We start from the raw sequence: 22564 nt of genomic DNA, 5'->3' as shown, positions 1-22564 counted from the left end.
CTTTTCAGCCAGCCATTAAACTTAACCCATTGAGTATGGCGAAAAATAGCCCGCTGCCGGGTTCCAGATGGACGATGGTTAATCTGGATAAAGGGCGAAACGTAAAAAGGGCTCCACCGGAAGGTGAAGCCCTTGATAAGTCTTCAGAATATTAGCGCCGACGTCGCAGTTTAGCGGGTTACCGTGCGGCGCGGCTTCTGGCCGGGTGCCACCGGTTGAGGTGCCGGGGCACCGCCGCCGAACAGGCGCTCGAAGAAGGACAGGCCGCCATTGCTGGCCATGCGCGAGCCGTTGTCGTTGAAGGCCACGCCTTGCGGGATATCCGCGCGCGGGCGCGAATAGCTCGGCTGGGCCCGGGCGACGACCTGTTCCAGATCCTTGTTCTTGCCGCCGCGGAGCAACTGCATCATCTGCGCGTCACGGCCGTAGATGTCCTTGCGCAGCTGCAGCTTGCCAGCGTCATCGACGAAGGCGGTCTGGTACGTGATGTTCACCGGGATCGGCGTCGGGAATTTCAGATCGATCTCGCTGCGGCCATACATGCCGCGAACCTTCTCTGGCGTGTAGTGCTCGTTCGGCATCGTGATGTTCAGCAGCGTCGCGGCATACTGATCCGGATTCTGCACGCGCATGCAGCCGTGGCTGAAGGCGCGCTCGTCGCGGCCGAACAGGTTCTTGTCCGGTGTATCGTGCTGATAGACGAGGAACTTGTTCGGGAAGTTGAAGCGGATGCGGCCCAGCGCGTTGGCTTCACCGGGCGGCTGCGCAATGTGGATGCTGCCGTCGGAATTGCGCGTCAGCTTCAGGCCCATGCGGTCAAGCACCGTCGGGTCCTGCTGCAGAGCGGGCAGGTATTCGTTGTAGATGATGGACGGCGGCACGTTCCAGGTCGGGTTGACCGTGATGTACTTCATCGTCTCGGTCATCAGCGGCGTGGCGTGATTGCCCGGCTTGCCGACGACGACGCGTGTGGTCCAGACCTGCGCGCCGTTCTGCATCACTTTCAGCGTATAGTCCGGGATGTTCAGCATCACATAGGCATTGCCGACTGCGGACGCGCCGAGCTGGCGTGGCAGCCAGCGCCAACGCTCCATGTTGACCAGCACCGTATCGATGTGGCGGTCGCGCTTCGGCGAATTCATCGCACGCACGGTGGCCTCGTCCAGCACGCCGGTGGCCTTCAGATCGTTGCTGGCCTGATACTTGCGAACGGCTTCGGCGACGGCAGCGTCGTATTTGGTCTCGGCCGGAGTCTCGACATTGAGGCGCGCGCGCAGCAACGGCACGCGCGGGTCGTCCATCACGGTCGGGTTCGGATTTTTCTTCGTGGCCTTGGCGAAACGCAGAGCCGGGCCTTCGCCGATCGGCTGTACCGCCGTTGCGGTTTCGCCGCGCAGTTCCGCGAGCTTCTTCTTCAGCTCCTGATAGCCCTTGTGCGGCGGGTTGTAGGCGTCGAGGGCTGCCGAAGCGTTCTTCGCCGTCGAGATATTGGCGAGCACTTCCGCCGGATCGGTCGGATGCTCCGGATACATGATGTCGCCAGTCACCTGCGACCAGTGCATGCGGCCGCTCTGTGCCTGGCGGGCGTAATCGAGCATGCTGGCGGTGAGCTTCAGCTCCGCCTCGGCGAGCGCATCGGGCGTATTCGCCGCGGTGAAATCCGGCACCGGATAGTCGGCGGCGTCGAGGCCGTCAGAAGCGGCGTCCTTGAGGCGCGCAATGACGCCCTTGGCGGCAGGGGTCGTTGCGCCGCCCTGGGTCCAGATCGGTGCGAAGTCACGTGCGGTGTAGAACTTCTCGACCGCGGCGCGCTCGCCCTTGCGGTCGAAATAGCGAGTGGACTTGGCGACGAACATATCGCGCAGTTTCTCGGCGACGGGCTGATCGCTGGACGCAACGGTGGTCGCGGGCTTGGCGATGTCCTTGGCGACATCCTTCGGCGGCTCGGCTGCGGGCGCAGGAGGTGCCACGGCAGTCGTGGCAGGCGGTGTCGCAGCGGCGGGCGCGGTTACAGCCTCGCTCGGCTTCACATCCGCAGGCGCTTGCGCGGCCTCAGTTGCCTTTGGCGTATCGGTCGAGACCGAACCGATGGTCTTCTCGGACGTCCGGGTCGCGTCCGGCACGGACGCGGTGGTCTCGGCCTTTGGTGCATCGGCCTTGAAGTCGGCAGCGGTCGGCGGGGCAACATTGGCGGGTTCGGGGCGCGGCACCGCCGCATCGATGGCGAGTTCGGAGACACTGTCGCGGGGCGCTGCGCTCTGGGCAGCAGCTGCGGCGCCAGCGGAAACCGTCAGGAATGTCGCGGCCACGGCCATCAGCACGCGGTCGAATCCCGAGCGGCCCTTGGAATAGTCTCGCATTCTCGCACCTCGTTAGGTGAGCTGTTCCGGCATGGAACAGTTCTAGTCTGACATCATCAGCTTCGGTTGAAGCAGTCGCGCTGTTTTGCCTGCTCGCTCCGATTCAGAGCTCTTTCTGTGCAGACGATACACGCGCCCGGCACAAGCGCTAGCGCTTGTCGGACAAGTCACAACAAACTGACCTCAACCTCCCCGGTTTGCAACGCATACCGAGGTTTCACTGATGCTTTTGACTTTGTGTGTCACCAGACCGCAACGGTTCAAGTTCCATAGCGATCGCAACAACATGTTCAATCGCGTGGGAGGCGAGAAGTTCAGTTCGACGGTGCGGAATCCGCAATCGATGAATCTTTCTCCGCTGCCTCATCGAGCTTGCGGTAGAGCGTCGACCGGCCGATTTTGAGGCGTCGTGCGACTTCCGACATCTGGCCGCGATAATGCGCAATGGCAAAGCGGATGATCTCGGATTCGAGCTCTTCCAGTGCCCTTACCTCGTTCTCCGCTGTCAGCATGGACAGGCTTCCCGCGGCGAGCGATATCGGGGCTGCGTCGATGCCCGGTACCATGGTCGGCGCCATCGTGTGGAAGACGGGGTCTACAATCAGCGGCGCGACCGCCGATGCCACGATCGATGGAGCGTACGCGGTCGTTTGCGGGAAGTCGGCCAGTCCGAGTTGATCGCCTTCGCTCATCACCACGGCGCGGTAGACGGCGTTTTCCAGCTGCCGGATATTGCCCGGCCAGTCGAGCTGCGTGAGCATCGTCATGGCGTCGCCAGCGATGCTGGTAATCGGTTTGTTCTCCTCGGCGCAGAAGCGCGCCAGGAAATGTCGCAGCAGATACGGAATGTCCTCGCGGCGCGCCCGGAGCGGCGGCACCGTTAGCGGCAGCACATGCAGGCGATAGAACAGGTCTTCGCGGAATTGCCCGGCTTTGACGAGATCGAGCAGCTTGCGGTTGGTAGCCGAAATGATGCGGACGTCGACCTTGACCGGCTTGCGCCCGCCCACGGCCTCGACCGAACCTTCCTGAAGCGCGCGCAGCAGCTTCACTTGTGCCGATAGCGGTAGTTCGCCGACTTCGTCGAGAAACAGCGTGCCGCCGTGCGCCTCGACAAACTTGCCGAGATGCCGGTCGGTGGCGCCGGTAAACGCGCCCTTCTCGTGGCCGAACAGGATCGACTCCACGAGGTTGTCGGGAATGGCGCCGCAATTCACGGCCACGAACGGCTTGCTGCTGCGTTCGCCCGAGCCGTGGATGGCGCGCGCGATCAATTCCTTGCCGACGCCGGACTCGCCTTCGATCAGCACGGGGATCGTAGATGTCGCCGCCTTGCGTGCGGTGCGCAGCACGGCGTCCATGCCGGCATTGCGGGTGATAATGTCGGCAAAAGTGAGTTTGCCTTCGCGGCTGTGCCTGATGCGCTGCAATTCGCCTTTCAACGCACTGGTATTGAGCGCATTGCGCAGGCTCACCTGCAGACGTTCGACGCCGACAGGTTTGACGACGAAATCATGCGCGCCGGCGCGCATGGCGGACACAACATTCTCGATACCGCCATGGGCGGTCTGGACGATGACGGGGATGCTGAGGCCGCTATCGCGGATCTTGTCGAGCACGCCCATGCCGTCGAGGCCGGGCATCATCAGGTCGAGGACCAGAGCATCGATGGCGACCGCTTCGGGATCAATCAGCCGGGCCATGGCAGCGTCGCCGCTATCGACCGTGATGGCCTCATAGCCGCAGCGCTGCACCATGTTTTCGAGGAGGCGGCGCTGGACGGCGTCGTCATCTGCGATGAGGATTCGTTCGGCCATGGCAACTCCAGAGCGGGTATGTCCCGATTTGAGCCACCATGGCGATCAAAGCCTTAATGCTTTCATAACACCGGGGCGAGGTAAGCCGTCGCATAGGGCCAGACTTCGCGGGCACCGCGATAGATCATGTCACCCGCCACATAGAGAATGATGGCGAGGCCTACATAGGCGATCCAGCGGTGCTTCTGCAGCAGCTTGGCGATGAAGGAGGCGGCGAGACCCATCAGTGCGATCGACAGCACCAGGCCGAAGATCAGGATGCTCGGGTGTTCACGCGCGGCACCGGCGACCGCGAGCACGTTGTCCAGCGACATCGACACATCGGCGACGGTGATCTGCCAGATCGCCTGGCCAAGCGTCTTGCGCGGGCCGTTAGCCGTGCCATCGGCATTGAGCTGGTTCTCGAGCGCGTCGAAATCGTGCTCATGCCCGGCGCGCAATTCGCGCCACATCTTCCAGCACACCCACAGCAAGAGGATGCCGCCGGCCAGAAGCAGACCGATGATCTGCAGCAGTTGGACGGTGATGCTGGCGAAGCCGATGCGCAGGATGGTGGCGGCGATGATGCCGATTAGGATGGCTTTGCCGCGCTGTTCCTTGGGAAGGCCGGCGGCCGCAAGGCCGATCACGATGGCGTTGTCGCCGGCGAGAACCAGATCGATCATCACGACCTGGAAAAGTGCAGTCATAGCTTCAGCGGTGAAGAAGTCTGTCATGTGGGCCACTCCGTATGAACGTCCAGTCCGACATCACAGTTCGGGTGAACTGCCAGAGGGGCCCGGGCCAGGACGTGCTTGTTAAAAGTCGTGCTTGCAAACATGCGGGTTTGATCCCGCGGTTGATCCGATCCGTTACTCGGGTTGATCCGAGAGGGTGACAAGCCGAACCATCTGGTCGGGCTCGATGAGAATGGTGATGCCGACCCCGATGAAGGTCAGGACGCCGGCGACATCGAACCAGGTCGCGCGCCGCGCGAAGTTCCGCGGAATCAGCGCGCCACCGGCCATCAATGCTGCAAGTGCGAATAGCAGGGTGGCGACCGTCGGCGCCAGCGCATCGAGCGAGACAAAAGCGCGCAAGGCCAGTGCTGCGGTCAGCGCCAGCAAAAGGGTTGCGGCAAACAGCTCCTTGACCCGGTGAGGGGCAGGAGGCGCATAATTGCGGCCAATGCTATTGCGATCCGTAAAGGCCATCGTTGTCCTGTCGGGTATCGTTTCATCCCGTCCGCAACGTTCTTGCAGCTCGATAGTCGTGCTACAGGAAGTCGTCAGATCTTTAATTCATACTGGATAGTTTCGTAATCATGAAACGTGGCGAAAATCAAGAGGATTTCGCTGGAGTGCAGCGCGGCAAAGCCTTGCCGGAAGCGCGGCAGTTGCGAAAACAGGCTGGGGATTGGCTAAAAGCGCGACGCGCGGAAGCCGGGTTGTCGCAGGTCGATCTCGCCGCAAAACTTGGTCTCAAATATTACACGTTCATCTCGCAGGTTGAGAACGGCTTCAGTCGGGTGCCCACCGAAACGATGGAAGCATGGGCCATTCAGCTCGGTCTGGAGCCGGCCGCCTTCGCAAAACATTTGCTGGTCTATTACGAGCCGGAATTGCACCGGCTGCTGTTTGGAGCACCCAAATGAACGTCATCGCATTTCAGCGCAAACCGCTGCAGGGCGCGTGGAGCGAGACCGAGCTCGCAACGCTTGCCGACACGATCAATCTCGGGCATCGCGGCCGCGAATGGGAGACTGGCATCACTGAGAACGGCGATGCGCAGCTCTATCTGCTGGGACCGCAGCCGGAGCAGGCCTGCGAATTGTGCGTATCGCGCGTGGATGGCCAGTACATTCTCGAAGACGGCACCGGGCGCTTGTTGTTCGAGCATTGCAGCCTGCCGCTGGTGGCGGCGCATGCCCGCACTGCGCTGCGCGGGACGCGATGGTGGCTTGTCGCACGGATTGTCATGGTGTGGTGTACGATTCGCCATATGCTTCATGACGAGATCGAACCCTTGATGACCGAGGGCGAAGAACTGCTTGTCCATTTCGCTCCGCAGCTCGCTGCTTTCGTGTGACGGCTGCATCCAACCGAAAGTATTCATGACGAAATCTGCGACTGCTCGGACTGCCAAGCCTGCTCGAAAGACCGCTTCTCGCAAAACTGTTTCGCGCAAATCCGCTCCGGCCAAAAAAGCGGTGAGCAAGCTGGCGTCGAAATCATCGACCAAATCGCCGGGGGGCAAGCTGCCGGAATGGAATCTTGCGGATCTCTACACGGCGATCGACGCGCCGGAGATTGCCGGGGATCTCGACAAGATTGACGCCGAATGCGCGGCATTCGAAGCCGATTACAAGGGCAAGCTCGCGGAAGAGACGGCTAAGCCCGGCGGTGGTGTGTGGCTCGCGGGCGCTGTTCGCCGTTATGAGGCGATTGACGATCTCGCCGGCCGGCTCGGCTCCTATGCCGGTCTCGTCCATGCCGGCGACAGCGTCGATCCTGCGATTTCGAAATTCTACGGCGACGTCTCCGAGCGCATCACCGCGGCGTCGGTGCATCTCCTCTTCTTCGGCCTCGAACTCAATCGTGTCGACGATGCCGTGATCGAGCAGGCGATGCAGACGCCCGAGCTTGGCCACTACCGGCCGTGGATCGAAGACAGCCGCAAGGACAAGCCCTATCAGCTCGAAGACCGCGTCGAGCAGCTGTTTCACGAGAAGTCCCAGACCGGTTATGGCGCCTTCAACCGCCTGTTTGATCAGACGATCGCAGGTCTGCGCTTCAAGCTCGGCGGCAAGGAGCTGGCGATCGAGCCAACGTTGACCATGCTGCAGGACCGCGCGCCGGCCAAGCGCAAGGCGGCCGGGCAAGCGCTGGCGAAAACCTTCAAGGCCAATGAGCGCACCTTTGCGCTGATCACCAACACGCTGGCCAAGGACAAGGAAATCTCCGACCGCTGGCGCGGTTTCCAGGACATTGCGGATTCCCGCCATCTCAACAATCGCGTCGAGCGCGAAGTCGTCGATGCACTGGTGTCGTCGGTGCGCGCAGCCTATCCGCAGCTGTCGCATCGCTATTATCAATTGAAGGCGCGCTGGTTCGGCAAGAAGAAGCTCGCCCATTGGGACCGCAACGCGCCGCTGCCATTCGCACCGACCGGCACGATTCCATGGTCGGACGCGCAGGACATGGTGCTGACCGCCTATGGCGCGTTTTCACCTGACATGGCCAATATCGCCAAGCGCTTCTTCACCGATCGCTGGATCGATGCGCCGGTGCGCCCGGGCAAGGCGCCCGGAGCGTTCTCGCATCCGACCACGCCGTCGGCGCATCCCTATGTGTTGATGAACTATCAGGGCAAGCCGCGCGACGTGATGACGCTCGCCCACGAACTCGGCCATGGCGTGCATCAGGTGCTCGCCGCCCGCAACGGTGCGCTGATGGCGCCGACGCCGTTGACGCTGGCCGAAACCGCCAGCGTGTTCGGCGAGATGCTGACCTTCAAACGGCTGCTGTCGCAGACCAAGAGCGCCAAGCAGCGTCAGGCGCTGCTGGCGGGAAAGGTCGAGGACATGATCAACACCGTGGTCCGGCAGATCGCGTTCTATTCATTCGAGCGCGCTGTTCACACCGAGCGGCGTCACGGCGAACTCACCGCGCAGCGGCTTGGCGAGCTTTGGCTCAGTGTGCAGACTGAAAGCCTCGGGCCCGCGATCGAGATCAAGCCGGGTTACGAGAATTTCTGGATGTACATCCCGCATTTCATCCACTCGCCGTTCTACGTCTACGCCTATGCCTTCGGCGATTGTCTCGTGAACTCGCTCTATGCAGTCTACGAGAACGCCCAGGAAGGTTTTGCAGAGCGCTATCTCGCTATGCTCGCGGCCGGCGGCACCAAGCACTATTCCGAACTGCTGAAGCCCTTTGGTCTCGACGCCAAGGACCCGGCTTTCTGGGATGGCGGCCTCTCGGTCATCTCAGGGATGATCGATGAGCTGGAAGCGATGGGGTAGGGTGGGCGTAAAACATTTGTTGAACGGGCATCTAAAAAGGTGTATTCTGGCATTTCTCAACTAAGTTTAGGGTGTTCGCCATGAATGAGATGCCTCGCAAATCCGCGACAGCAGAGGGCGAGTTTGTTCAGATCAAGAAGATCGGCAACTCTCTCGGCCTCATCTTGTCGAAGGATATTCTCTCTCGCCTCAAGTTGAGCGAGGGCGACAAGCTTCATATCGTCGAGCAGACTGAGCGGGGGATCAAGCTCTCGCCGTACAACCCGAAGCACGCCAAGGCGATGGAAATCGCTCGGCGTTCGTTCAGCACTTACGCTGACACTTACAAGGCACTCGCAAAATGAGTGAGCCGGTTTGGCTCGATGTGGAGATCCTCATCGATCTCCACTCCGAGCAACTGGCGCTTTTCGGTGGTCCTGAAGGCATTCGCGATCAGGGTATGCTTGAGTCGGCGTTGGGGCGGCCTGTCAACAAGTTTGCGTATGGTGAGACTGATCTCGCCGCGCTTGCAGCCGCTTATGTCTTTGGCATCGCGCGCAATCATCCCTTTGTCGATGGAAATAAGCGCGCGGCCTTTGGTGCAATGATCGTCTTTCTGGGTCTGAACGAGATCGATTTTCTTGTCGCGCCCGAGAGCGCCACGGCCATGATCCTTTCCGTTGCGGCGGGCGAAGTCAGCGAAGCGAGTCTCACCCGATGGATTCGCGATAACTGGCCCGCATCATAATGCCCGCCTAATGCACTGCGGTATGCAAAGATTGCCGTGGTATGCCAGCAACCGTTGCTCTCCATATCCAATTGCGCTAATTCCGTGGCAACATACGAAATACGAGGCGGGAGACCCTGATGTCCGATCACAGCGAAGTCGCTTACACCACGGCCGATGGCAACGACTATCCGGCGCATGAGCAGACCTATGAGGGCTTTCTCATGCTGGTGAAGTGGGGCACCATCGGCGTCATCGCCATCGTGGCCCTGATGGGCATCTTCCTCACCTGATCTATCGCCGATTGCGCCGCCCGACACGGGTGGCGTCCTGTCCTATTTGCTCACGCGCGTGCCTTGCGCCGCCGGAGGCCCCATGAAGATTGCCGTTGCCAAGGAAATCGATCCGTCCGAACCGCGCGTGGCGATCTCGCCCGACACGGTGAAGAAGTTCAAGGCGCTCGGCGTCGATGTGGCGATTGAGCCTGGCGCCGGCATCAAGTCCGGCCTGCCCGATTCGGAATACACGGCCGTGGGCGCCACCATCAGCGCCGATGCGGTGAAGGACGCCGACATCGTCATCAAGGTGAAGCGTCCTGAGGTGTCCGAACTCGCCGGTTACAAGCGCGGTGCGCTGGTGATCGCGATCATGGACCCCTATGGCAACGACGCCGCACTGAAGGCAATGGCCGATGCCGGCGTGTCGGCCTTCGCGATGGAGCTGATGCCGCGCATCACCCGCGCGCAGGTGATGGACGTGCTGTCGAGCCAGGCCAATCTCGCCGGCTACCGCGCCGTCATCGAGGCCGCCGAAAGCTTCGGCCGCGCTTTTCCGATGATGATGACAGCCGCCGGCACCATTCCGGCCGCCAAGGTATTCGTAATGGGCGTCGGCGTTGCCGGCCTGCAGGCGATCGCGACCGCGCGCCGCCTCGGCGCCGTGGTCACCGCGACGGATGTGCGCCCGGCCACGAAAGAACAGGTCGAGAGCCTCGGCGCGAAATTCCTGGCCGTGGAAGACGACGAGTTCAAGAACGCGCAGACCGCCGGCGGCTACGCCAAGGAAATGTCCAAGGAATATCAGGCCAAGCAGGCCGCGCTCACCGCCGAGCATATCAAGAAGCAGGACATCATCATCACCACGGCGCTGATCCCGGGTCGTCCGGCGCCGCGTCTGGTCACCGCCGAGATGGTGGCGTCCATGAAGCCCGGTTCGGTGCTGGTCGATCTCGCGGTTGAACGCGGTGGCAATGTCGAAGGCGCCAAGCCCGGCGAAGTCGCTGACGTCAACGGCATCAAGATCGTTGGTTATACCAATGTCGCCGGCCGCGTCGCCGCCTCGGCGTCGAGCCTCTATGCGCGCAACCTGTTCTCGTTCATCGAAACGTTGGTCAACAAAGAGACCAAGGCGCTCGCGGTGAACTGGGACGACGAGCTGGTCAAGGCAACGGCTTTGACCAAGGACGGCGCCGTCATTCATCCGAACTTTCAGCCGAAGACCGCTTAAGGAGCGCTGCCATGGATCATGCCTCGCTGGTCAGCCCGTTCGTCTTTCAGCTCTCGATCTTCGTGCTCGCCGTGTTCGTCGGCTATTTCGTGGTGTGGTCGGTGACGCCCGCGCTGCATACGCCGCTGATGTCGGTGACCAATGCGATCTCCTCGGTGATCGTGGTCGGCGCACTGCTCGCGGTCGGCGTCAACATGGTCGGCAGTGGCGGCGCCTTGGCGCGCGGCTTCGGCTTCGTCGCGCTGATCTTTGCATGCGTCAATATTTTCGGCGGCTTCCTGGTCACGCAGCGCATGCTTGCGATGTACCAGAAGAAAAAGAAGTAAGGGCAGCCCGATGAACGCCAATCTCGCCGCACTGCTCTATCTCGTCGCGGGCATCCTCTTCATCCTGTCGCTGCGCGGGCTGTCCAGCCCGGCGTCCAGCCGGCAGGGTAATTTCCTCGGTATGGCCGGCATGGTCATCGCCGTGGGCACCACGCTGGCCGCGCATCCGCCGGCCGATGGGCTCGGCTGGGTCCTGGTGATCCTCGGTATCGCCATTGGTGGCGGCATCGGCGCGGTCATCGCCAAGCGCGTGCCGATGACCTCGATGCCCGAACTGGTCGCGGCCTTCCACTCGCTGGTCGGCATGGCCGCTGTGCTCGTTGCCGCCGGCGCGTTCTATGCGCCGGAAGCCTTCGGCATTCTCGATCCGGTCACCAAAAAGATCGTCGGCGCGAGCCTCGTCGAAATGTCGCTCGGCGTCGCCATCGGCGCGCTGACTTTCACCGGCTCGGTGATCGCGTTCGCCAAGCTCTCCGGCCGCATGAGCGGCTCGCCGATCATCCTGCCGGCGCGTCACATCATCAATATCGCGCTCGGCCTGGCGCTGGTGTTCTTCATCTTCGGTCTGGTCCGTTCGGGCAGTGCCGTCGACTTCTGGCTCATCACCGTCATTGCGCTGGTACTCGGCGCGCTGCTGATCATCCCGATCGGCGGCGCCGACATGCCGGTCGTGATCTCGATGCTGAACTCCTATTCCGGCTGGGCAGCCGCGGGCATTGGCTTCACGCTGGGCAATTCCGCGCTGATCATCACCGGTGCGCTGGTCGGCTCGTCCGGCGCGATCCTGTCCTACATCATGTGCCACGCGATGAACCGTTCCTTCATCTCGGTCATCCTCGGCGGCTTCGGCGGTGAGACCGCGGCGGCCGGTGGTGGCTCGGGCGAACAGAAGCCGGCCAAGCTCGGCTCGGCGGACGACGCGGCCTTCATCATGAAGAACGCGCAGAAGGTCATCATCGTGCCCGGCTATGGCATGGCGGTGGCGCAGGCCCAGCATGCGCTGCGCGAAATGGCCGACACGCTGAAGAAGGAGGGCGTCGAGGTGAAATACGCCATTCACCCGGTGGCCGGCCGTATGCCGGGCCACATGAACGTGCTGCTGGCGGAAGCCAACGTGCCTTATGATGAGGTGTTCGAACTCGAGGACATCAATTCGGAATTCGCGCAGGCTGACATCGCCTTCGTTATCGGCGCCAACGACGTCACCAATCCGGCGGCGGAAGACGACAAGACCTCGCCGATCTACGGCATGCCGGTGCTGCAGGTGTGGAAGGCCGGCACCGTGATGTTCATCAAGCGCTCGCTGGCGTCCGGCTATGCCGGCATCGACAACCCGCTGTTCTATCGCGACAACACCATGATGCTGCTCGGCGACGCGAAGAAGGTGACGGAGAACATCGTCAAGGCGATGTAAGTCCCACCCTGATGACCTTCATCAAAACGCCCGGCTACAAGCCGGGCGTTTTTTGTTTGAAAGGTCAGCTCGCAGCGTCTTCCTTTGGCAAGCGATACAGCGCGCACAGCTTGTTGCCGTCGGGGTCGCGCAGATAGGCCAGATAAAGCTTCACGCCGCCTTCGCGGATGCCCGGCGGCTCTTCGCAGGTGGTGGCGCCATTGGCGATGCCGGCGGCGTGCCAGGCATCGGCTTCTTCCTGCGATTTGGCGAGAAAGCCGATGGTGCCGCCATTGGCAGCGCAAGCAGGCTCGCCATTGATCGGCTTCGACACCGAGAAAGTACCCGTCTTGGTCCGCCAGAAAACCCGGTGGCGATCGACGGCGCCGGGCGGGACGCCCAGCGTGCCGAGCAGCTTGTCATAAAACGACTTCGCGGCTTCGAGGTCGTTGGTGCCGATCATGACATGTGAAAACATCTCGCTTCCTCTCCCACTTTCTTGCAAACTCACCTTCAGGCGATACGCAACTATACGCATCATATGCAGTTTGGCGAGACGGCATGATCCCGCCGCGCAATCGGTTTTGTGGGTCTGCAATGGCGGCGTGTCGCTTGCTGCCGAACCCGTTTTCAATCAGGACACTTGCTTGATGTCAGCACATCCCATGCCCAGATCGTCCTGGATTTTCCCCACGTTGGCCGTTCTGCTTTTTATCGCGACGTCGATCCCTTCGCTCGGGATCGGATTCACGGAGACGACTGCTGGCATTGTGTTCGCGGTTGTTCTGCTGGTCATCCTGTTCGGCACGGTGTTCGCCGCCGTGCATCATGCCGAAGTCATCGCACACAAGATCGGCGAACCGTTCGGCACGCTGTTGCTGACACTGGCCGTGACTATCATCGAGGTGGCGCTGATCGCCTCCATCATGCTGGGTGACAAGGCCGTCCCGACGCTGGCGCGCGATACTGTCTTCGCGGTGGTGATGATCGTTTGCAACGGGTTGGTTGGCATCTGCATCCTCGTCGGAGGGTTGCGTTACCGAGAGCAGGATTTTCAGGTCACGGGCTCGAATATTTATCTCAGTGTGCTGATTGTGATGGCGACGATCACGCTGATCCTGCCGAATTACACCCTGACCACTCCGGGACCGTTCTACTCGAACGCACAGCTCGCTTTTGTCAGCGTCGCCACCATCATGCTCTATGCGGTGTTTCTCTACACACAGACCATCCGACATCAGGATTACTTCGTCGCAGACGGAAGTGGCGAAGGTGCCGTAGGCGGGCATGTTTCCAACCGTCTTCTGGCCGTCAGCGCCGTTTTGCTGCTGGTCTCGTTGTTGGCGGTGGTGCTGCTGGCGAAGAAATTCTCGCTGGTGGTGGATGCCGGCATTGAACGGATCGGCGCGCCGGAAGCCTTTGCCGGTATCCTCGTGGCGCTGCTGATCTTGCTGCCGGAAAGCGTCGCCGCCATTTCTGCCGCGCGTGGCAACGATCTGCAGAAGAGCATCAACCTCGCACTCGGTTCATCGCTCGCCACCATCGGACTGACGATACCTGCGGTTGCGGTGGCAGCCTATGCGTTGAACAAGGAACTGGTGCTCGGTCTCAGTGCGCAGAAGATGGTGCTGCTGGTGATGACCTTCGTGCTGAGCATGCTGACCTTTGGCACTGGACGCACAAACATCCTGTTCGGGCTGGTTCACTTGGTTGTGTTTGCGGTATTCATCTTCATGGTATTTGTGCCGTGACCACTTTGGAGAATGAGACGATGCTCGCTGCCCAGTCCGACGTTCAGCAGGACACGCCCGAAGTTCGCGTCACCGAATGGCGGCTCGCGCCTGGCGCGGCGACTGGTCACCACACCCATGGGATGGACTATGTGATCGTTCCGATCACCACGAGCGTGATGACCATCGTTGCGCCGGACGGCACCCGTTCGCAGGCGCCGATCACGACCGGCAAATCCTATTTCCGCAAGGCAGGCGTCGAGCATGACGTTCTGAATGAAACCGACAAGGAAATCGTGTTTCTCGAGGTCGAGGTTAAGAAAGCTTAACCTGGTCTGCCTCCAGCGGCTGCCGGTTCATTGTGTTTAGCCTGCTGAGGACGACCTGAAACAATTCAATGCGACGGATTGGAACTTTGCCTTCGATCCGTCGCGATTGATCCCTGAATCAGCCTCAAATTCCCAGCATGAAGCAGCTTGGGGAAGAGGCCGGTCCATGCTGCACAAGTATCTCTCGAAGTTCACCATCGATATCTTGCCGTCGATTCTGGCGACGATCGTGGGTGCCTACATCGTCAATCACTACATCATCCCGAAGGCGAGCCCGGATCGGCCCGCTGCGGCTGTCGCATCGACGCCTGCCGAGCCGAAGCTCGACACCAAGGCAGCGACAGCCAAGCCCGCCGAGAATTCTGCCGACCTCGCCAATCTGCCTGAATCGGTCCCGACCAAGGCCGGCGACAAGCCGGTGGTCGAGAAGGCCAGCATCGAAAAGCCCGAGGCGGCCACGACACCCGAGCCGCGCCGCCATCAGCCGGCATTGCGCGAGAAGGCAGCGGCCAAACCCGCGCCGGCTCCGGCCGCGCCTGCGCCAGTCCTTGCCACCGTGGGCACTGCGCCGGCGGCGAATGCCAGCGCGGATGAACGCCGCGACGCCAACGATCTCGCCCGTGCTGCCATCGAGCGCCTGAATCGCAGCGAGCCGCGACCCCAGGAAGCTGCCCGTGCGCCTGAGACTCCGCGTGCACCGGAGGCGCCGCGGGTGCAGGAAGCCGCGCGGACTGTTTCCCCTCCGTCGATGCAGCAGCTGCCGCCGCCGATCGTGGTGGCGACGCCAAGCGTCGAGAAGCTCGATCCTATGCCTTCGCCGCAGTCTGAGCGTTCCGAAGCGCGGCGCATGCGTCCGCCTGGCGAGATCCCGGCGCCGCAGCCGGTGGACCTGCAGGGGGATGCTGCTGGCACACCGCGATCTGAGCGCACCAACGTGGCCGAAGATGTGCTGTCTGCGGCAAAGTCGGTGTTCAATTCGGTGATCCCGCGCCCGTTCGAGCGGTAAGGGAAACTGTGGATTTTCCGCGCCCCGCTCTCACGCATGCAGGGCGACGTCGTATTGGTATCAGCCTGACTCCTGCCAGCTTTAGCTAGCCCGCGCGTCCACCCATGCGGGCGAGGCCGCTCCGCGCTGCATCGTCCTTCGGGCGCAGCGCGACAGCGCGGCTGTAGGAGTCTGCGGCCTTGGCCCTGTCGCCAAGCTTCTCATAGGTCGCGCCGCGGGTCAGCCAGACCTGGGCATTGCCCGGTGCCACCTGCGAAGCCTCGTCGAGATCCGCTGCGGCTTCCTGATGTTTCCCGAGGGCGAGATAGCATTGCGCGCGGCCGAGCAGGGGATCCGCCTGCTGCGGCGTCAGGCCGTTGGCTGACGTAAAATCCGCGATGGCGAATTCATATTTCTTCTCGGACTGATAGAGCAGCCCGCGTTGGTAGAAGGTCTGCGCACTGTGCGGATCGAGGTCGAGTGCCTGATTGAAGGCCAGCAGCGCGTCATCGGGTTTGCCGGATTGTGCGAGCGCCTGCGCGCGTGCAGCGTGGATCTGTGCATCCTGCGGATTGGTCTTGCCGGAATTCGCGGGCGGCGGGGGCGCCAGAGCCGTGGTCTTCGGTTCGTCCTTGTCAGACCCTGGTGTTAGTGACGACAGGTTGAACGAGCATCCGGTGCCGCACAGACCCGTAACGATAAGGGCAATCGCGGTAAGGCCGCGGGCGCCGAAGCGGGACGGGGACTCGCGGACGGGACATTCCATGCAGGGCCAATCTCACGCAGCGACCAATGACCTATTGGTAGCGCGACATCGGGCAAAATGCACCCGATCAAGACCAGCGCGCCAAAGAAGTAGTTCGCGCAAAAAAAAAGCAACTGCGCAAAAAAATAACGCGGGCTTTGGCCCGCGTTATCAAACTCGGTGGATGAAGTGCGCTTAGCGCGCCGGACGCGGAGCGCCCGCGCCGCCAGCGCCAGGACGGCCGCCACGATCGGCGCCAGGACCCGCGCCGAACACCGGCTTCGGCTTCATCGGCAGCAGGCCTTCACGCTGCAGCTTCTTGCGAGCCAGCTTGCGTGCGCGACGCACAGCCTCAGCCTTCTCGCGAGCCTTCTTCTCAGAGGGCTTCTCGTAGTGACCGCGGAGCTTCATCTCGCGGAAAATACCCTCGCGCTGCATCTTCTTCTTCAGCGCCTTGAGAGCCTGATCGACGTTATTATCGCGAACGAGAACCTGCACGCGGCATCCTCTTTTCAATTGATCGGATTTGAATTTCGGTAAAGTGAAGGGCCGACAAAGGCCATGCCCTTAACCTCAAGGGCGCCGATGTACCAGATGAAATGGCGAATGTCCACCTTGCGGCGCCGTCATTTTAACCTTCTGGGCCGGGAAAATAACGTATTTTTTCCGAATTTTCCCGGGTGGGGATAGGGCAGGTTCCCTGTCTCGACAGGTATTGGAGCACGGACGCATAATTCCCGCGGCGACTCAGCCGGGACGCCGATTACGACCGGAGAGCATCATGAATGGGAAAAAATACGCGGCCGAGCTGATTGGCACCTTTTGGCTCACATTTGCAGGCTGCGGCAGTGCCGTAATCGCGGCAGCATTTCCGCAGGTCGGTATCGGTCTCGTCGGCGTCTCGTTGGCCTTCGGCCTCAGCGTCGTGACCATGGCCTATGCCATCGGCCACGTTTCGGGCTGCCATCTCAATCCTGCGGTCACCGTGGGCCTTGCGGCGGGTGGACGTTTTCCCGCCGGCCAGATTCTCCCTTATGTGATTGCGCAGGTCGTCGGTGCGGTTGCAGGTGCGGCCGTGTTGTATGTCATCGCCAGCGGCGCTGCCGGTTTCGACCTTGCCAAGGGCTTTGCGTCGAACGGCTACGGCGATCATTCGCCCGGCAAATACAGCATGGTCGCGGGCTTCATCATGGAAGTGGTGATGACCATGATGTTCCTATTCATCATCATGGGCTCCACGCACGGCAAGGCGCCCGCGGGCTTTGCGCCACTGGCGATCGGGCTTGCGCTAGTGATGATCCACCTTGTCAGCATTCCGGTCACCAACACGTCGGTGAATCCGGCGCGCAGCACGGGGCCGGCATTGTTTGTCGGCGGCTGGGCACTGCAGCAGTTGTGGCTGTTCTGGGTGGCGCCGTTGGTTGGCGGTGTTCTCGGCGGCGCGATCTATCGCTGGCTGAGTGACGAGCCCGCTGGCGTAGTGGAAGGCAAGGCGGCCACCTAACGCATGAGGCGGTGAAGCCGGCGTCGTTACGTCGCCGGCTTCACCTCAACCACGTGGCCCATCTTGCGGCCGGGCTTCGGTGCGCCCTTGCCATAGAGATGCACGGTGGCGCCGGGGACGGTGAGCCACTTGCCGTAGTCGAGAATATCGTCGCCGATCAGGTTGATCATGGTGACCTGGCCGTGGCGGACGGGTTTGGCGAGCGGCCAGCCGGCGATGGCGCGGATGTGCTGTTCGAATTGCGACACCGAGGCTCCATCGAGCGTCCAGTGGCCGGAATTATGCACGCGCGGCGCAATTTCGTTCACGACAAGCGTCGCGCTGTCCTTACCGGGCACGACAAACAGTTCGACGGCAAAGACGCCGACATAACCCAGCGCAGTGCCGATCTTCTCGGCGATCTCACGCGCCTTTGCGGCAAGCGTGTCGGAGATGCGTGCGGGCGCATAGGAGAATTTCAGGATGTGATCGCGATGCTCGTTTTCGGTGACGTCGAAACATTCGACATGGCCGTCGGCGCCGCGTGCAGCGATGACCGAGACCTCGCGTTCGAACGGCACGAAGGCTTCAAGGATCGCGGAGTTGGTGCCGAGATCCTTCCAGACCTGATCGAGATCGTCACCCTCGCGGATGATTGCCTGGCCCTTGCCGTCATAACCGAAGCGACGCGTCTTGATGACAGCTGGCAGACCGATCTTCTTGACCGCTGCATGAAGCTCGCCAGCGTTCGAAACGCCTGCGTAATCGGCCGTGCCGATACCCAGTGACGTTACAAAATCCTTCTCGGCCAGACGATCCTGCGTGGTCTGCAGGATTGTCTGTGCGGGCAGAACCGGGCGCCGCGCGTCGAGGATCATCGCGGTGGCGGCCGGCACGTTCTCGAATTCGTAGGTGATGACGTCGCAATCACTGGCGAACAGTTCGAGCGCCTCTACATCAGCATATTCAGCGCATGTCGCGTTCTGCACCACATCGAAAGCCGGCGAATCCGGATCCGGTGAAAAAACCTGACAGCGGAGGCCGAGGCGTGCTGCGGACATCGCCAACATGCGACCGAGCTGGCCGCCACCGAGAATGCCGATCGTATCGCCCGGCTTGAGAACCTTCGTCACCACAGCGCTCACGCTGCACCTTCCGGCTTTTCAGCCACAGCATCGGTCTGCGCCTTGCGCCAGGCGGCGAGCTTTGTCGCCAGTGCCGTGTCGTGCAGCGCCAGCACGCTCGCTGCGAGCAGTGCCGCATTGATCGCGCCGGGCTTGCCGATGGCCAGCGTGCCGACGGGCACGCCGCCCGGCATCTGTACGATCGAATAAAGCGAGTCGACGCCGGATAGCGCCTTGGATTCCACTGGCACGCCGAATACCGGGAGTTCCGTCAGCGCCGCGGCCATGCCGGGCAAATGCGCAGCGCCGCCGGCACCGGCGATGATGATCTGGAAGCCCGCCGCCTTGGCGCCCTTGGCGAATGCGACCAGCCGGTCCGGCGTACGGTGGGCCGAGACGATGCGCGCCTCATGGGATACGCCGAGCGCGGTCAGCGTTTCGGCGGCGTGGCGCATGGTTTCCCAGTCCGACTGGCTTCCCATAATAATGGCGACGGGCGCGGTCATTCCGTATTTTCTTTCGCGAATCCAGAAAGATAGGCTGGAAATACAATGTCGTCCCCTTGCGTGGCAAGGAGCGTGGCAAACATGATCTCGTCTTGGTGAAGACTGGCAAGCCTTGTAACAAATCCCATGCAAAAGAAAACCCGAACGCCTGCTGCAAAGTCGGTCAAACGTTCCATGAAGCCGGCATTTCGGGGTTCCAAGGCGTTGGTGTCGCTGCCGAAAAGCTGCGCGTCGGCGGCCGCGCTGACGATCCGGCGGCTGGAGGCGCAACTCACGGAGGCGGAGGCGAAGATTGCCGAATTGCGCGCTTCGGCGGAAACCGATTTCCTGCTCGACATTCTCAACCGCCGTGGCTTTGCCCGCGAGCTGACCCGCGCCGTGGCCTTCATCGCCCGCTATGGCGGCGACGGGTGCACTGATTGTGCTCGATGTCGACCGCCTCAAGCCGATCAATGACGCCTTCGGTCACGCGGCCGGCGACATCGTGCTAAGGCCGTGGTTGGCGTGTTCCGGTGGCATGTCCGCGCATCCGACGTGATCGGGCGGCTGGGTGGTGATGAGTTCGTGCTGTTGCTGTGGAATGTCAGCGAAGCCGATGCGCACGCCAAGGCGCAGGTTTGGAAGCCGCGATCAACCAGCTCACTTTCGTTTTCCGCGACATCAACGTGTCGGCTGGCGCCTCTGCAGGCGTCGCACTGCTGAGTCCTGATGCCGATGGCGAAGCCGCGTTGGTTCAGGCCGACAGGGCGATGTATGTGCGCAAGACCGCGCGACGTGTGAAAGTGTAGTTAGCCGATCGCCGGCGTTGGCGCCTTCACAACGCGCTGAGGTCGCTTGGCACTTCGCCAAAGGCGCGGATCACCTGGGCGTCGCCGAACTCGCCGATCATCGGATCGCCGGTACGGCTGAAGGCCAATGCGCCGATTGAACCTGGCGCACGGGACAATAGTTCGGCGCGGCTGATGGCGCCGGATGCGCTCTGACATTCCTCGGCGGCACCGGCGGCCGGCGAACCAGAGTCGTCGTGCAGGAAGGGCAGTGCGACATAATAGGTGATATCGGCCATGGTGCCCTCACGAGTCGATTGATCTCGGCACAAGAATGTTCTTATTTTGTTCTTATTGTCAAGTTTCGACAGCGCGTTTGCAGTCGCCCCATTCCGCTCCTGTTAGGCCGCAATAGCTGGCTTGCGCGTTGCGAGCGTCACGTCGGCTAGCGCGAGCGCCATGGCGATCAATTCGCGGAGCCCAGCAGTTTTCACCGCGCCACAATGCGATGCTGGCCAGAATTAAGTCTGGCTGTCGTGCCTACGATGCCGCGCGAAAAGAGCGGCGGCCGTCGCGAAGCAAGGTTTTGACGACGGGCGAGTTCAACGCCCAGCCTGCTGCATTCACCGCGAGTTAAAGAAAGCCGATCCATCGATCATCGCGCGTTGAGTTCGCAGTCCTGGCCGTTCTTCAACCCACAGCCACAGCGCGACGCGTTGTCTCAGGCAATAATATCCGGGGTGATCTGGTCTTCGATAAAGGAGATCCGGTCTTTCAGCTGAAGCTTCCTCTTCTTCAACCGTTGCAGTCGCAAAAGATCGGGTGCCGGTGAATGTTGCAAGGCATCGATAGCGGCGTCGAGGTCGCGATGTTCCTGCTGCAATCGGGCGAGTTCTAACGGGAGTTCGCGATCTTCGTCGTCGTTCATGTTTCTAGCTGACTGGATTCGCAAGTCATTTGCGAGGAATTTCTAGGATGACTATCGCCGGTGCAGGCGCACCACGCAAGCCGTCCGGTTCCATGTTTTTGCGGCGCGATCAGGTCACGATTCGTTTCACACGATACCCGAAACTCAAAATACACTTTTCAATACCCATCGACAGATGTCCACTGTCATGTAGAATTCATCGTCCAACCGAACGTATCCTGAGGTTCAATCCTACCGAGGAGTTTTCGAATGGCACTACAGGCGCATCTCGTCGAACTGGAACGCAAGCACAAAGTTCTCGAAAGCGAATTGCACGAAGCGCTCGTGCACCTGTCTACCGACGATCTCCGCATCGTCGAACTCAAGCGTCGAAAACTGATGGTCAGGGACGAAATCCAGCGTCTCAAAAACGGGGCCAGCGAAACGGTGCACTGATCAACGGCTGCACTGATCAGCGAACGATAAATCACAGTATCGACATCGCCGTCTACGTCACTGCTTTTGCTTTTGCGTAGGTGCGATGACGTCTTCCCCTCATCCCGCGATAGGTTTGCGACGAAGCTCCAGTATTCGGTTGGCCTGGATCGCTTCGCCTGCAACCTTTCGCGTTCAATGTCCCGCCATCTCAGCCACGTAGTCCGCGATGGCCAGCGATGATGTCAGCCCCGGTGACTCGATGCCGAACAGGTTGATAAGACCCGGCACACCATGGGTCTGGGCACCTTGGATCATGAAATCCTGCACCGCGACTGCGGGCGGCACGATCTTCGGCCGCATTCCGGAATAACTTGGCATCAACGCGCCGTCCGGCAAACTCGGCCAGTAACGCCTGATGGCCGGATAGAACCTCTCTCCGCGTGCCGGATCGACCGTGTAGTCGATGTGATCCACCCACTCGACGTCAGGGCCGAAACGCGCCTGGCCGGCCAGATCGAGCGTCAGATGCACCCCGAGGCCGCCCGGTTCCGGCACGGGATAGATCAGCCGCGAGAACGGTGCTTTCGCATTGCAGCTGAAATAACAGCCTTTCGCCAGATAAGCGGGCGGTATCAGGTCGAGCGGCATGCCGTCGAGCATGCGGGCGATCGCGGTTGCGGACAGGCCTGCGGAATTGATCAGCATGTCGCAGGCTAGTGTCATCGGAGCTTCGCCGCCGACATCCAGTTCGAAACCGTCGGCGGTGACCCGGCCACGTTCCAGGGGAGCGAGGAATGCGAAGGCCGCGCCGGCGGCTTCCGCTTCACCGCGCAGCGACAACATGTAGCTGTGGCTATCGACGATCCCCGTGGAGGGGGACAACAGCGCGGCTTCGCAAGCCAATGCCGGCTCCAGCGCCCGTGCCTCTGTCCCGGATAATTGCTCGAGATCAGCGACGCCATTGGCTTCGGCATGCGCTTTGATCGACGCCAGTTTGGCGATCTCCTTCGGACGTGTGGCGACGATCAGTTTCCCGGAGTTGCGATGTGGGATGCCGCGATCGCGGCAATAATCATAGAGCGCCTGTTTTCCAGCGACGCAGAGCCGTGCCATCAGGCTTCCGGCCGGATAATAGATGCCGGCATGGATGACCTCGCTGTTGCGCGACGAGGTCACGGTACCAATCGCGTCCGCGGCCTCCAGCACGATCACCTCGCGTCCCGCTTCCGCCAGTCGCCGGGCGATCGCAAGACCCACGACGCCGGCGCCCACCACCACGCATTCAACCTTGTCCATGTCGCGTCCGATAGTTTGCTGCGCCGGTCAGCTGCGGTTCGACCTTGCGCATATGGCGCATTAGTAAAACATTAAGCATCACAGCTAATTACCACCAAATTTCGCCGCATTCTGCAGGTGCGACGATACGCATTTACCTGATC

General features: G+C 61.4%; 26 protein-coding genes and 1 pseudogene. 15 read left to right on the top strand and 12 right to left on the bottom strand.

Translation table 11 applies throughout. From position 1 onward, the window contains the following. Positions 1 to 170: 170 nt before the first annotated feature. The 4 genes from AB8A50_RS16905 to AB8A50_RS16890 all read right to left on the bottom strand — a co-directional run bounded on the left by AB8A50_RS16905 (position 171) and on the right by AB8A50_RS16890 (position 5370). Positions 171 to 2360 (bottom strand): L,D-transpeptidase family protein, encoded by a 2190-nt coding sequence (locus tag AB8A50_RS16905; protein WP_439078372.1) that lies wholly within the window; start codon positions 2358 to 2360, stop codon positions 171 to 173. A gap of 314 nt (positions 2361 to 2674) precedes the next feature. Continuing rightward, positions 2675 to 4177, bottom strand: coding sequence for a sigma-54-dependent transcriptional regulator (locus AB8A50_RS16900; RefSeq protein ID WP_439078371.1), 1503 nt, complete (start codon positions 4175 to 4177; stop codon positions 2675 to 2677). A gap of 62 nt (positions 4178 to 4239) precedes the next feature. Further along, positions 4240 to 4893: a TerC family protein gene (locus tag AB8A50_RS16895; RefSeq protein ID WP_439078370.1), complete on the bottom strand. Its 654-nt coding sequence runs from the start codon at positions 4891 to 4893 to the stop codon at positions 4240 to 4242. 135 nt (positions 4894 to 5028) lie between these two features. Next, entirely contained in the window at positions 5029 to 5370 is a 342-nt protein-coding gene (locus AB8A50_RS16890) for a hypothetical protein (RefSeq protein ID WP_439078369.1), read from the bottom strand. A gap of 110 nt (positions 5371 to 5480) precedes the next feature. Between AB8A50_RS16890 and AB8A50_RS16885 the strand changes: the two genes are divergently transcribed. From AB8A50_RS16885 to AB8A50_RS16845, 9 genes are all read left to right on the top strand, one after another. Then, positions 5481 to 5810: a helix-turn-helix domain-containing protein gene (locus AB8A50_RS16885; protein ID WP_089265882.1), complete on the top strand. Its 330-nt coding sequence runs from the start codon at positions 5481 to 5483 to the stop codon at positions 5808 to 5810. Then, complete coding sequence (locus tag AB8A50_RS16880) at positions 5807 to 6244, top strand: hypothetical protein (RefSeq protein WP_439078368.1); 438 nt, start codon at positions 5807 to 5809, stop codon at positions 6242 to 6244. Before AB8A50_RS16885 ends, AB8A50_RS16880 begins: the two co-directional genes overlap by 4 nt. A gap of 25 nt (positions 6245 to 6269) precedes the next feature. Continuing rightward, a complete protein-coding gene (locus AB8A50_RS16875; RefSeq protein ID WP_439078367.1) occupies positions 6270 to 8180 on the top strand; it encodes a M3 family oligoendopeptidase in 1911 nt (636 codons plus the stop codon). An 80-nt stretch (positions 8181 to 8260) separates the two neighbouring features. Continuing rightward, entirely contained in the window at positions 8261 to 8524 is a 264-nt protein-coding gene (locus AB8A50_RS16870) for an AbrB/MazE/SpoVT family DNA-binding domain-containing protein (protein WP_244527965.1), read from the top strand. Then, positions 8521 to 8907 carry a type II toxin-antitoxin system death-on-curing family toxin gene (locus tag AB8A50_RS16865; protein WP_439078366.1) on the top strand — a complete coding sequence of 129 codons (387 nt, stop codon included), beginning with the start codon at positions 8521 to 8523 and terminating at the stop codon, positions 8905 to 8907. The genes AB8A50_RS16870 and AB8A50_RS16865 overlap by 4 nt, the downstream gene beginning before the upstream one ends. Positions 8908 to 9026: 119 nt before the next feature. Further along, the gene (locus AB8A50_RS16860) at positions 9027 to 9179 is read left to right on the top strand and encodes an aa3-type cytochrome c oxidase subunit IV (RefSeq protein WP_089265886.1); all 153 of its coding nucleotides are present in this window, start codon (positions 9027 to 9029) and stop codon (positions 9177 to 9179) included. 82 nt (positions 9180 to 9261) lie between these two features. Beyond that, complete coding sequence (locus AB8A50_RS16855) at positions 9262 to 10392, top strand: Re/Si-specific NAD(P)(+) transhydrogenase subunit alpha (protein WP_120287134.1); 1131 nt, start codon at positions 9262 to 9264, stop codon at positions 10390 to 10392. Between the two features lie 11 nt (positions 10393 to 10403). Next, positions 10404 to 10718, top strand: a complete 315-nt coding sequence (locus AB8A50_RS16850) for a proton-translocating transhydrogenase family protein (RefSeq protein ID WP_089265888.1) — start codon at positions 10404 to 10406, stop codon at positions 10716 to 10718. Positions 10719 to 10728: 10 nt separating this feature from the next. Continuing rightward, positions 10729 to 12132, top strand: coding sequence for an NAD(P)(+) transhydrogenase (Re/Si-specific) subunit beta (locus AB8A50_RS16845; RefSeq protein ID WP_093757128.1), 1404 nt, complete (start codon positions 10729 to 10731; stop codon positions 12130 to 12132). A gap of 64 nt (positions 12133 to 12196) precedes the next feature. Here the strand turns inward: AB8A50_RS16845 and AB8A50_RS16840 are convergent, their stop codons facing one another. After that, positions 12197 to 12589, bottom strand: coding sequence for a VOC family protein (locus tag AB8A50_RS16840; RefSeq protein ID WP_089265890.1), 393 nt, complete (start codon positions 12587 to 12589; stop codon positions 12197 to 12199). A 172-nt stretch (positions 12590 to 12761) separates the two neighbouring features. Between AB8A50_RS16840 and AB8A50_RS16835 the strand changes: the two genes are divergently transcribed. The 3 genes from AB8A50_RS16835 to AB8A50_RS16825 all read left to right on the top strand — a co-directional run bounded on the left by AB8A50_RS16835 (position 12762) and on the right by AB8A50_RS16825 (position 15176). Next, positions 12762 to 13862 (top strand): calcium:proton antiporter, encoded by a 1101-nt coding sequence (locus AB8A50_RS16835; RefSeq protein ID WP_439078365.1) that lies wholly within the window; start codon positions 12762 to 12764, stop codon positions 13860 to 13862. A gap of 20 nt (positions 13863 to 13882) precedes the next feature. Continuing rightward, positions 13883 to 14170: a cupin domain-containing protein gene (locus AB8A50_RS16830; protein WP_068730343.1), complete on the top strand. Its 288-nt coding sequence runs from the start codon at positions 13883 to 13885 to the stop codon at positions 14168 to 14170. A 166-nt stretch (positions 14171 to 14336) separates the two neighbouring features. Continuing rightward, complete coding sequence (locus AB8A50_RS16825; protein ID WP_439078364.1) at positions 14337 to 15176, top strand: hypothetical protein; 840 nt, start codon at positions 14337 to 14339, stop codon at positions 15174 to 15176. Between the two features lie 85 nt (positions 15177 to 15261). Here AB8A50_RS16825 and AB8A50_RS16820 read toward each other — a convergent pair whose 3' ends face one another. Both AB8A50_RS16820 and rpsU read right to left on the bottom strand, forming a co-directional pair. Next, the gene (locus tag AB8A50_RS16820) at positions 15262 to 15921 is read right to left on the bottom strand and encodes a tetratricopeptide repeat protein (protein WP_244558428.1); all 660 of its coding nucleotides are present in this window, start codon (positions 15919 to 15921) and stop codon (positions 15262 to 15264) included. Positions 15922 to 16095: 174 nt separating this feature from the next. After that, a complete protein-coding gene (gene rpsU, locus AB8A50_RS16815; RefSeq protein ID WP_089265892.1) occupies positions 16096 to 16398 on the bottom strand; it encodes a 30S ribosomal protein S21 in 303 nt (100 codons plus the stop codon). A 283-nt stretch (positions 16399 to 16681) separates the two neighbouring features. Between rpsU and aqpZ the strand changes: the two genes are divergently transcribed. Beyond that, positions 16682 to 17404: an aquaporin Z gene (gene aqpZ / locus AB8A50_RS16810; protein ID WP_120287132.1), complete on the top strand. Its 723-nt coding sequence runs from the start codon at positions 16682 to 16684 to the stop codon at positions 17402 to 17404. 26 nt (positions 17405 to 17430) lie between these two features. On the opposite strand, the gene AB8A50_RS16805 is transcribed toward aqpZ, so the two are convergent. Both AB8A50_RS16805 and purE read right to left on the bottom strand, forming a co-directional pair. Next, complete coding sequence (locus AB8A50_RS16805) at positions 17431 to 18516, bottom strand: 5-(carboxyamino)imidazole ribonucleotide synthase (RefSeq protein WP_439078363.1); 1086 nt, start codon at positions 18514 to 18516, stop codon at positions 17431 to 17433. 8 nt (positions 18517 to 18524) lie between these two features. After that, the gene (purE, locus tag AB8A50_RS16800; protein WP_068728790.1) at positions 18525 to 19013 is read right to left on the bottom strand and encodes a 5-(carboxyamino)imidazole ribonucleotide mutase; all 489 of its coding nucleotides are present in this window, start codon (positions 19011 to 19013) and stop codon (positions 18525 to 18527) included. A 126-nt stretch (positions 19014 to 19139) separates the two neighbouring features. On the opposite strand from purE, the pseudogene AB8A50_RS16795 reads away from it, so the two are divergent. After that, positions 19140 to 19801 (top strand): annotated as a pseudogene (locus AB8A50_RS16795) (GGDEF domain-containing protein). Between the two features lie 26 nt (positions 19802 to 19827). On the opposite strand, the gene AB8A50_RS16790 reads toward AB8A50_RS16795, so the two are convergent. Both AB8A50_RS16790 and AB8A50_RS16785 read right to left on the bottom strand, forming a co-directional pair. Continuing rightward, complete coding sequence (locus tag AB8A50_RS16790; RefSeq protein WP_439078362.1) at positions 19828 to 20079, bottom strand: hypothetical protein; 252 nt, start codon at positions 20077 to 20079, stop codon at positions 19828 to 19830. A 422-nt stretch (positions 20080 to 20501) separates the two neighbouring features. Beyond that, positions 20502 to 20708 (bottom strand): YdcH family protein, encoded by a 207-nt coding sequence (locus tag AB8A50_RS16785; protein ID WP_068728782.1) that lies wholly within the window; start codon positions 20706 to 20708, stop codon positions 20502 to 20504. Positions 20709 to 20957: 249 nt separating this feature from the next. Here AB8A50_RS16785 and AB8A50_RS16780 point away from each other — a divergent pair, with 249 nt between their 5' ends. Further along, on the top strand, positions 20958 to 21143 hold the full coding sequence (locus AB8A50_RS16780) for a YdcH family protein (RefSeq protein ID WP_068728781.1): 186 nt from the start codon (positions 20958 to 20960) through the stop codon (positions 21141 to 21143). 174 nt (positions 21144 to 21317) lie between these two features. Here AB8A50_RS16780 and AB8A50_RS16775 read toward each other — a convergent pair whose 3' ends face one another. Continuing rightward, on the bottom strand, positions 21318 to 22421 hold the full coding sequence (locus AB8A50_RS16775; RefSeq protein WP_439078361.1) for an NAD(P)/FAD-dependent oxidoreductase: 1104 nt from the start codon (positions 22419 to 22421) through the stop codon (positions 21318 to 21320). Between the last annotated feature and the right edge of the window lie 143 nt (positions 22422 to 22564).

Origin of the sequence: Tardiphaga sp. 841_E9_N1_2 (assembly GCF_051811065.1) — a bacterium.
Taxonomy (GTDB): domain Bacteria; phylum Pseudomonadota; class Alphaproteobacteria; order Rhizobiales; family Xanthobacteraceae; genus Tardiphaga; species Tardiphaga robiniae.
This window is presented reverse-complemented; position numbering and strand designations above follow the sequence as displayed.

Coding starts and splice junctions, on each gene's coding strand:
- AB8A50_RS16825 (WP_439078364.1), top strand. CDS start 14,337: ATGCTGCACAAGTATCTCTCGAAGTTCACCATCGATATCTTGCCGTCG.
- purE (WP_068728790.1), bottom strand. CDS start 19,013: ATGACCGCGCCCGTCGCCATTATTATGGGAAGCCAGTCGGACTGGGAA.
- AB8A50_RS16775 (WP_439078361.1), bottom strand. CDS start 22,421: ATGGACAAGGTTGAATGCGTGGTGGTGGGCGCCGGCGTCGTGGGTCTT.
- AB8A50_RS16830 (WP_068730343.1), top strand. CDS start 13,883: ATGCTCGCTGCCCAGTCCGACGTTCAGCAGGACACGCCCGAAGTTCGC.
- AB8A50_RS16880 (WP_439078368.1), top strand. CDS start 5,807: ATGAACGTCATCGCATTTCAGCGCAAACCGCTGCAGGGCGCGTGGAGC.
- AB8A50_RS16855 (WP_120287134.1), top strand. CDS start 9,262: ATGAAGATTGCCGTTGCCAAGGAAATCGATCCGTCCGAACCGCGCGTG.
- AB8A50_RS16835 (WP_439078365.1), top strand. CDS start 12,762: ATGTCAGCACATCCCATGCCCAGATCGTCCTGGATTTTCCCCACGTTG.
- AB8A50_RS16895 (WP_439078370.1), bottom strand. CDS start 4,893: ATGACAGACTTCTTCACCGCTGAAGCTATGACTGCACTTTTCCAGGTC.
- AB8A50_RS16850 (WP_089265888.1), top strand. CDS start 10,404: ATGGATCATGCCTCGCTGGTCAGCCCGTTCGTCTTTCAGCTCTCGATC.
- AB8A50_RS16845 (WP_093757128.1), top strand. CDS start 10,729: ATGAACGCCAATCTCGCCGCACTGCTCTATCTCGTCGCGGGCATCCTC.
- AB8A50_RS16900 (WP_439078371.1), bottom strand. CDS start 4,177: ATGGCCGAACGAATCCTCATCGCAGATGACGACGCCGTCCAGCGCCGC.
- AB8A50_RS16790 (WP_439078362.1), bottom strand. CDS start 20,079: ATGGCCGATATCACCTATTATGTCGCACTGCCCTTCCTGCACGACGAC.
- AB8A50_RS16820 (WP_244558428.1), bottom strand. CDS start 15,921: ATGGAATGTCCCGTCCGCGAGTCCCCGTCCCGCTTCGGCGCCCGCGGC.
- AB8A50_RS16840 (WP_089265890.1), bottom strand. CDS start 12,589: ATGTTTTCACATGTCATGATCGGCACCAACGACCTCGAAGCCGCGAAG.
- AB8A50_RS16860 (WP_089265886.1), top strand. CDS start 9,027: ATGTCCGATCACAGCGAAGTCGCTTACACCACGGCCGATGGCAACGAC.
- AB8A50_RS16885 (WP_089265882.1), top strand. CDS start 5,481: ATGAAACGTGGCGAAAATCAAGAGGATTTCGCTGGAGTGCAGCGCGGC.
- AB8A50_RS16865 (WP_439078366.1), top strand. CDS start 8,521: ATGAGTGAGCCGGTTTGGCTCGATGTGGAGATCCTCATCGATCTCCAC.
- AB8A50_RS16875 (WP_439078367.1), top strand. CDS start 6,270: ATGACGAAATCTGCGACTGCTCGGACTGCCAAGCCTGCTCGAAAGACC.
- AB8A50_RS16780 (WP_068728781.1), top strand. CDS start 20,958: ATGGCACTACAGGCGCATCTCGTCGAACTGGAACGCAAGCACAAAGTT.
- aqpZ (WP_120287132.1), top strand. CDS start 16,682: ATGAATGGGAAAAAATACGCGGCCGAGCTGATTGGCACCTTTTGGCTC.
- AB8A50_RS16890 (WP_439078369.1), bottom strand. CDS start 5,370: ATGGCCTTTACGGATCGCAATAGCATTGGCCGCAATTATGCGCCTCCT.
- AB8A50_RS16785 (WP_068728782.1), bottom strand. CDS start 20,708: ATGAACGACGACGAAGATCGCGAACTCCCGTTAGAACTCGCCCGATTG.
- AB8A50_RS16870 (WP_244527965.1), top strand. CDS start 8,261: ATGAATGAGATGCCTCGCAAATCCGCGACAGCAGAGGGCGAGTTTGTT.
- AB8A50_RS16905 (WP_439078372.1), bottom strand. CDS start 2,360: ATGCGAGACTATTCCAAGGGCCGCTCGGGATTCGACCGCGTGCTGATG.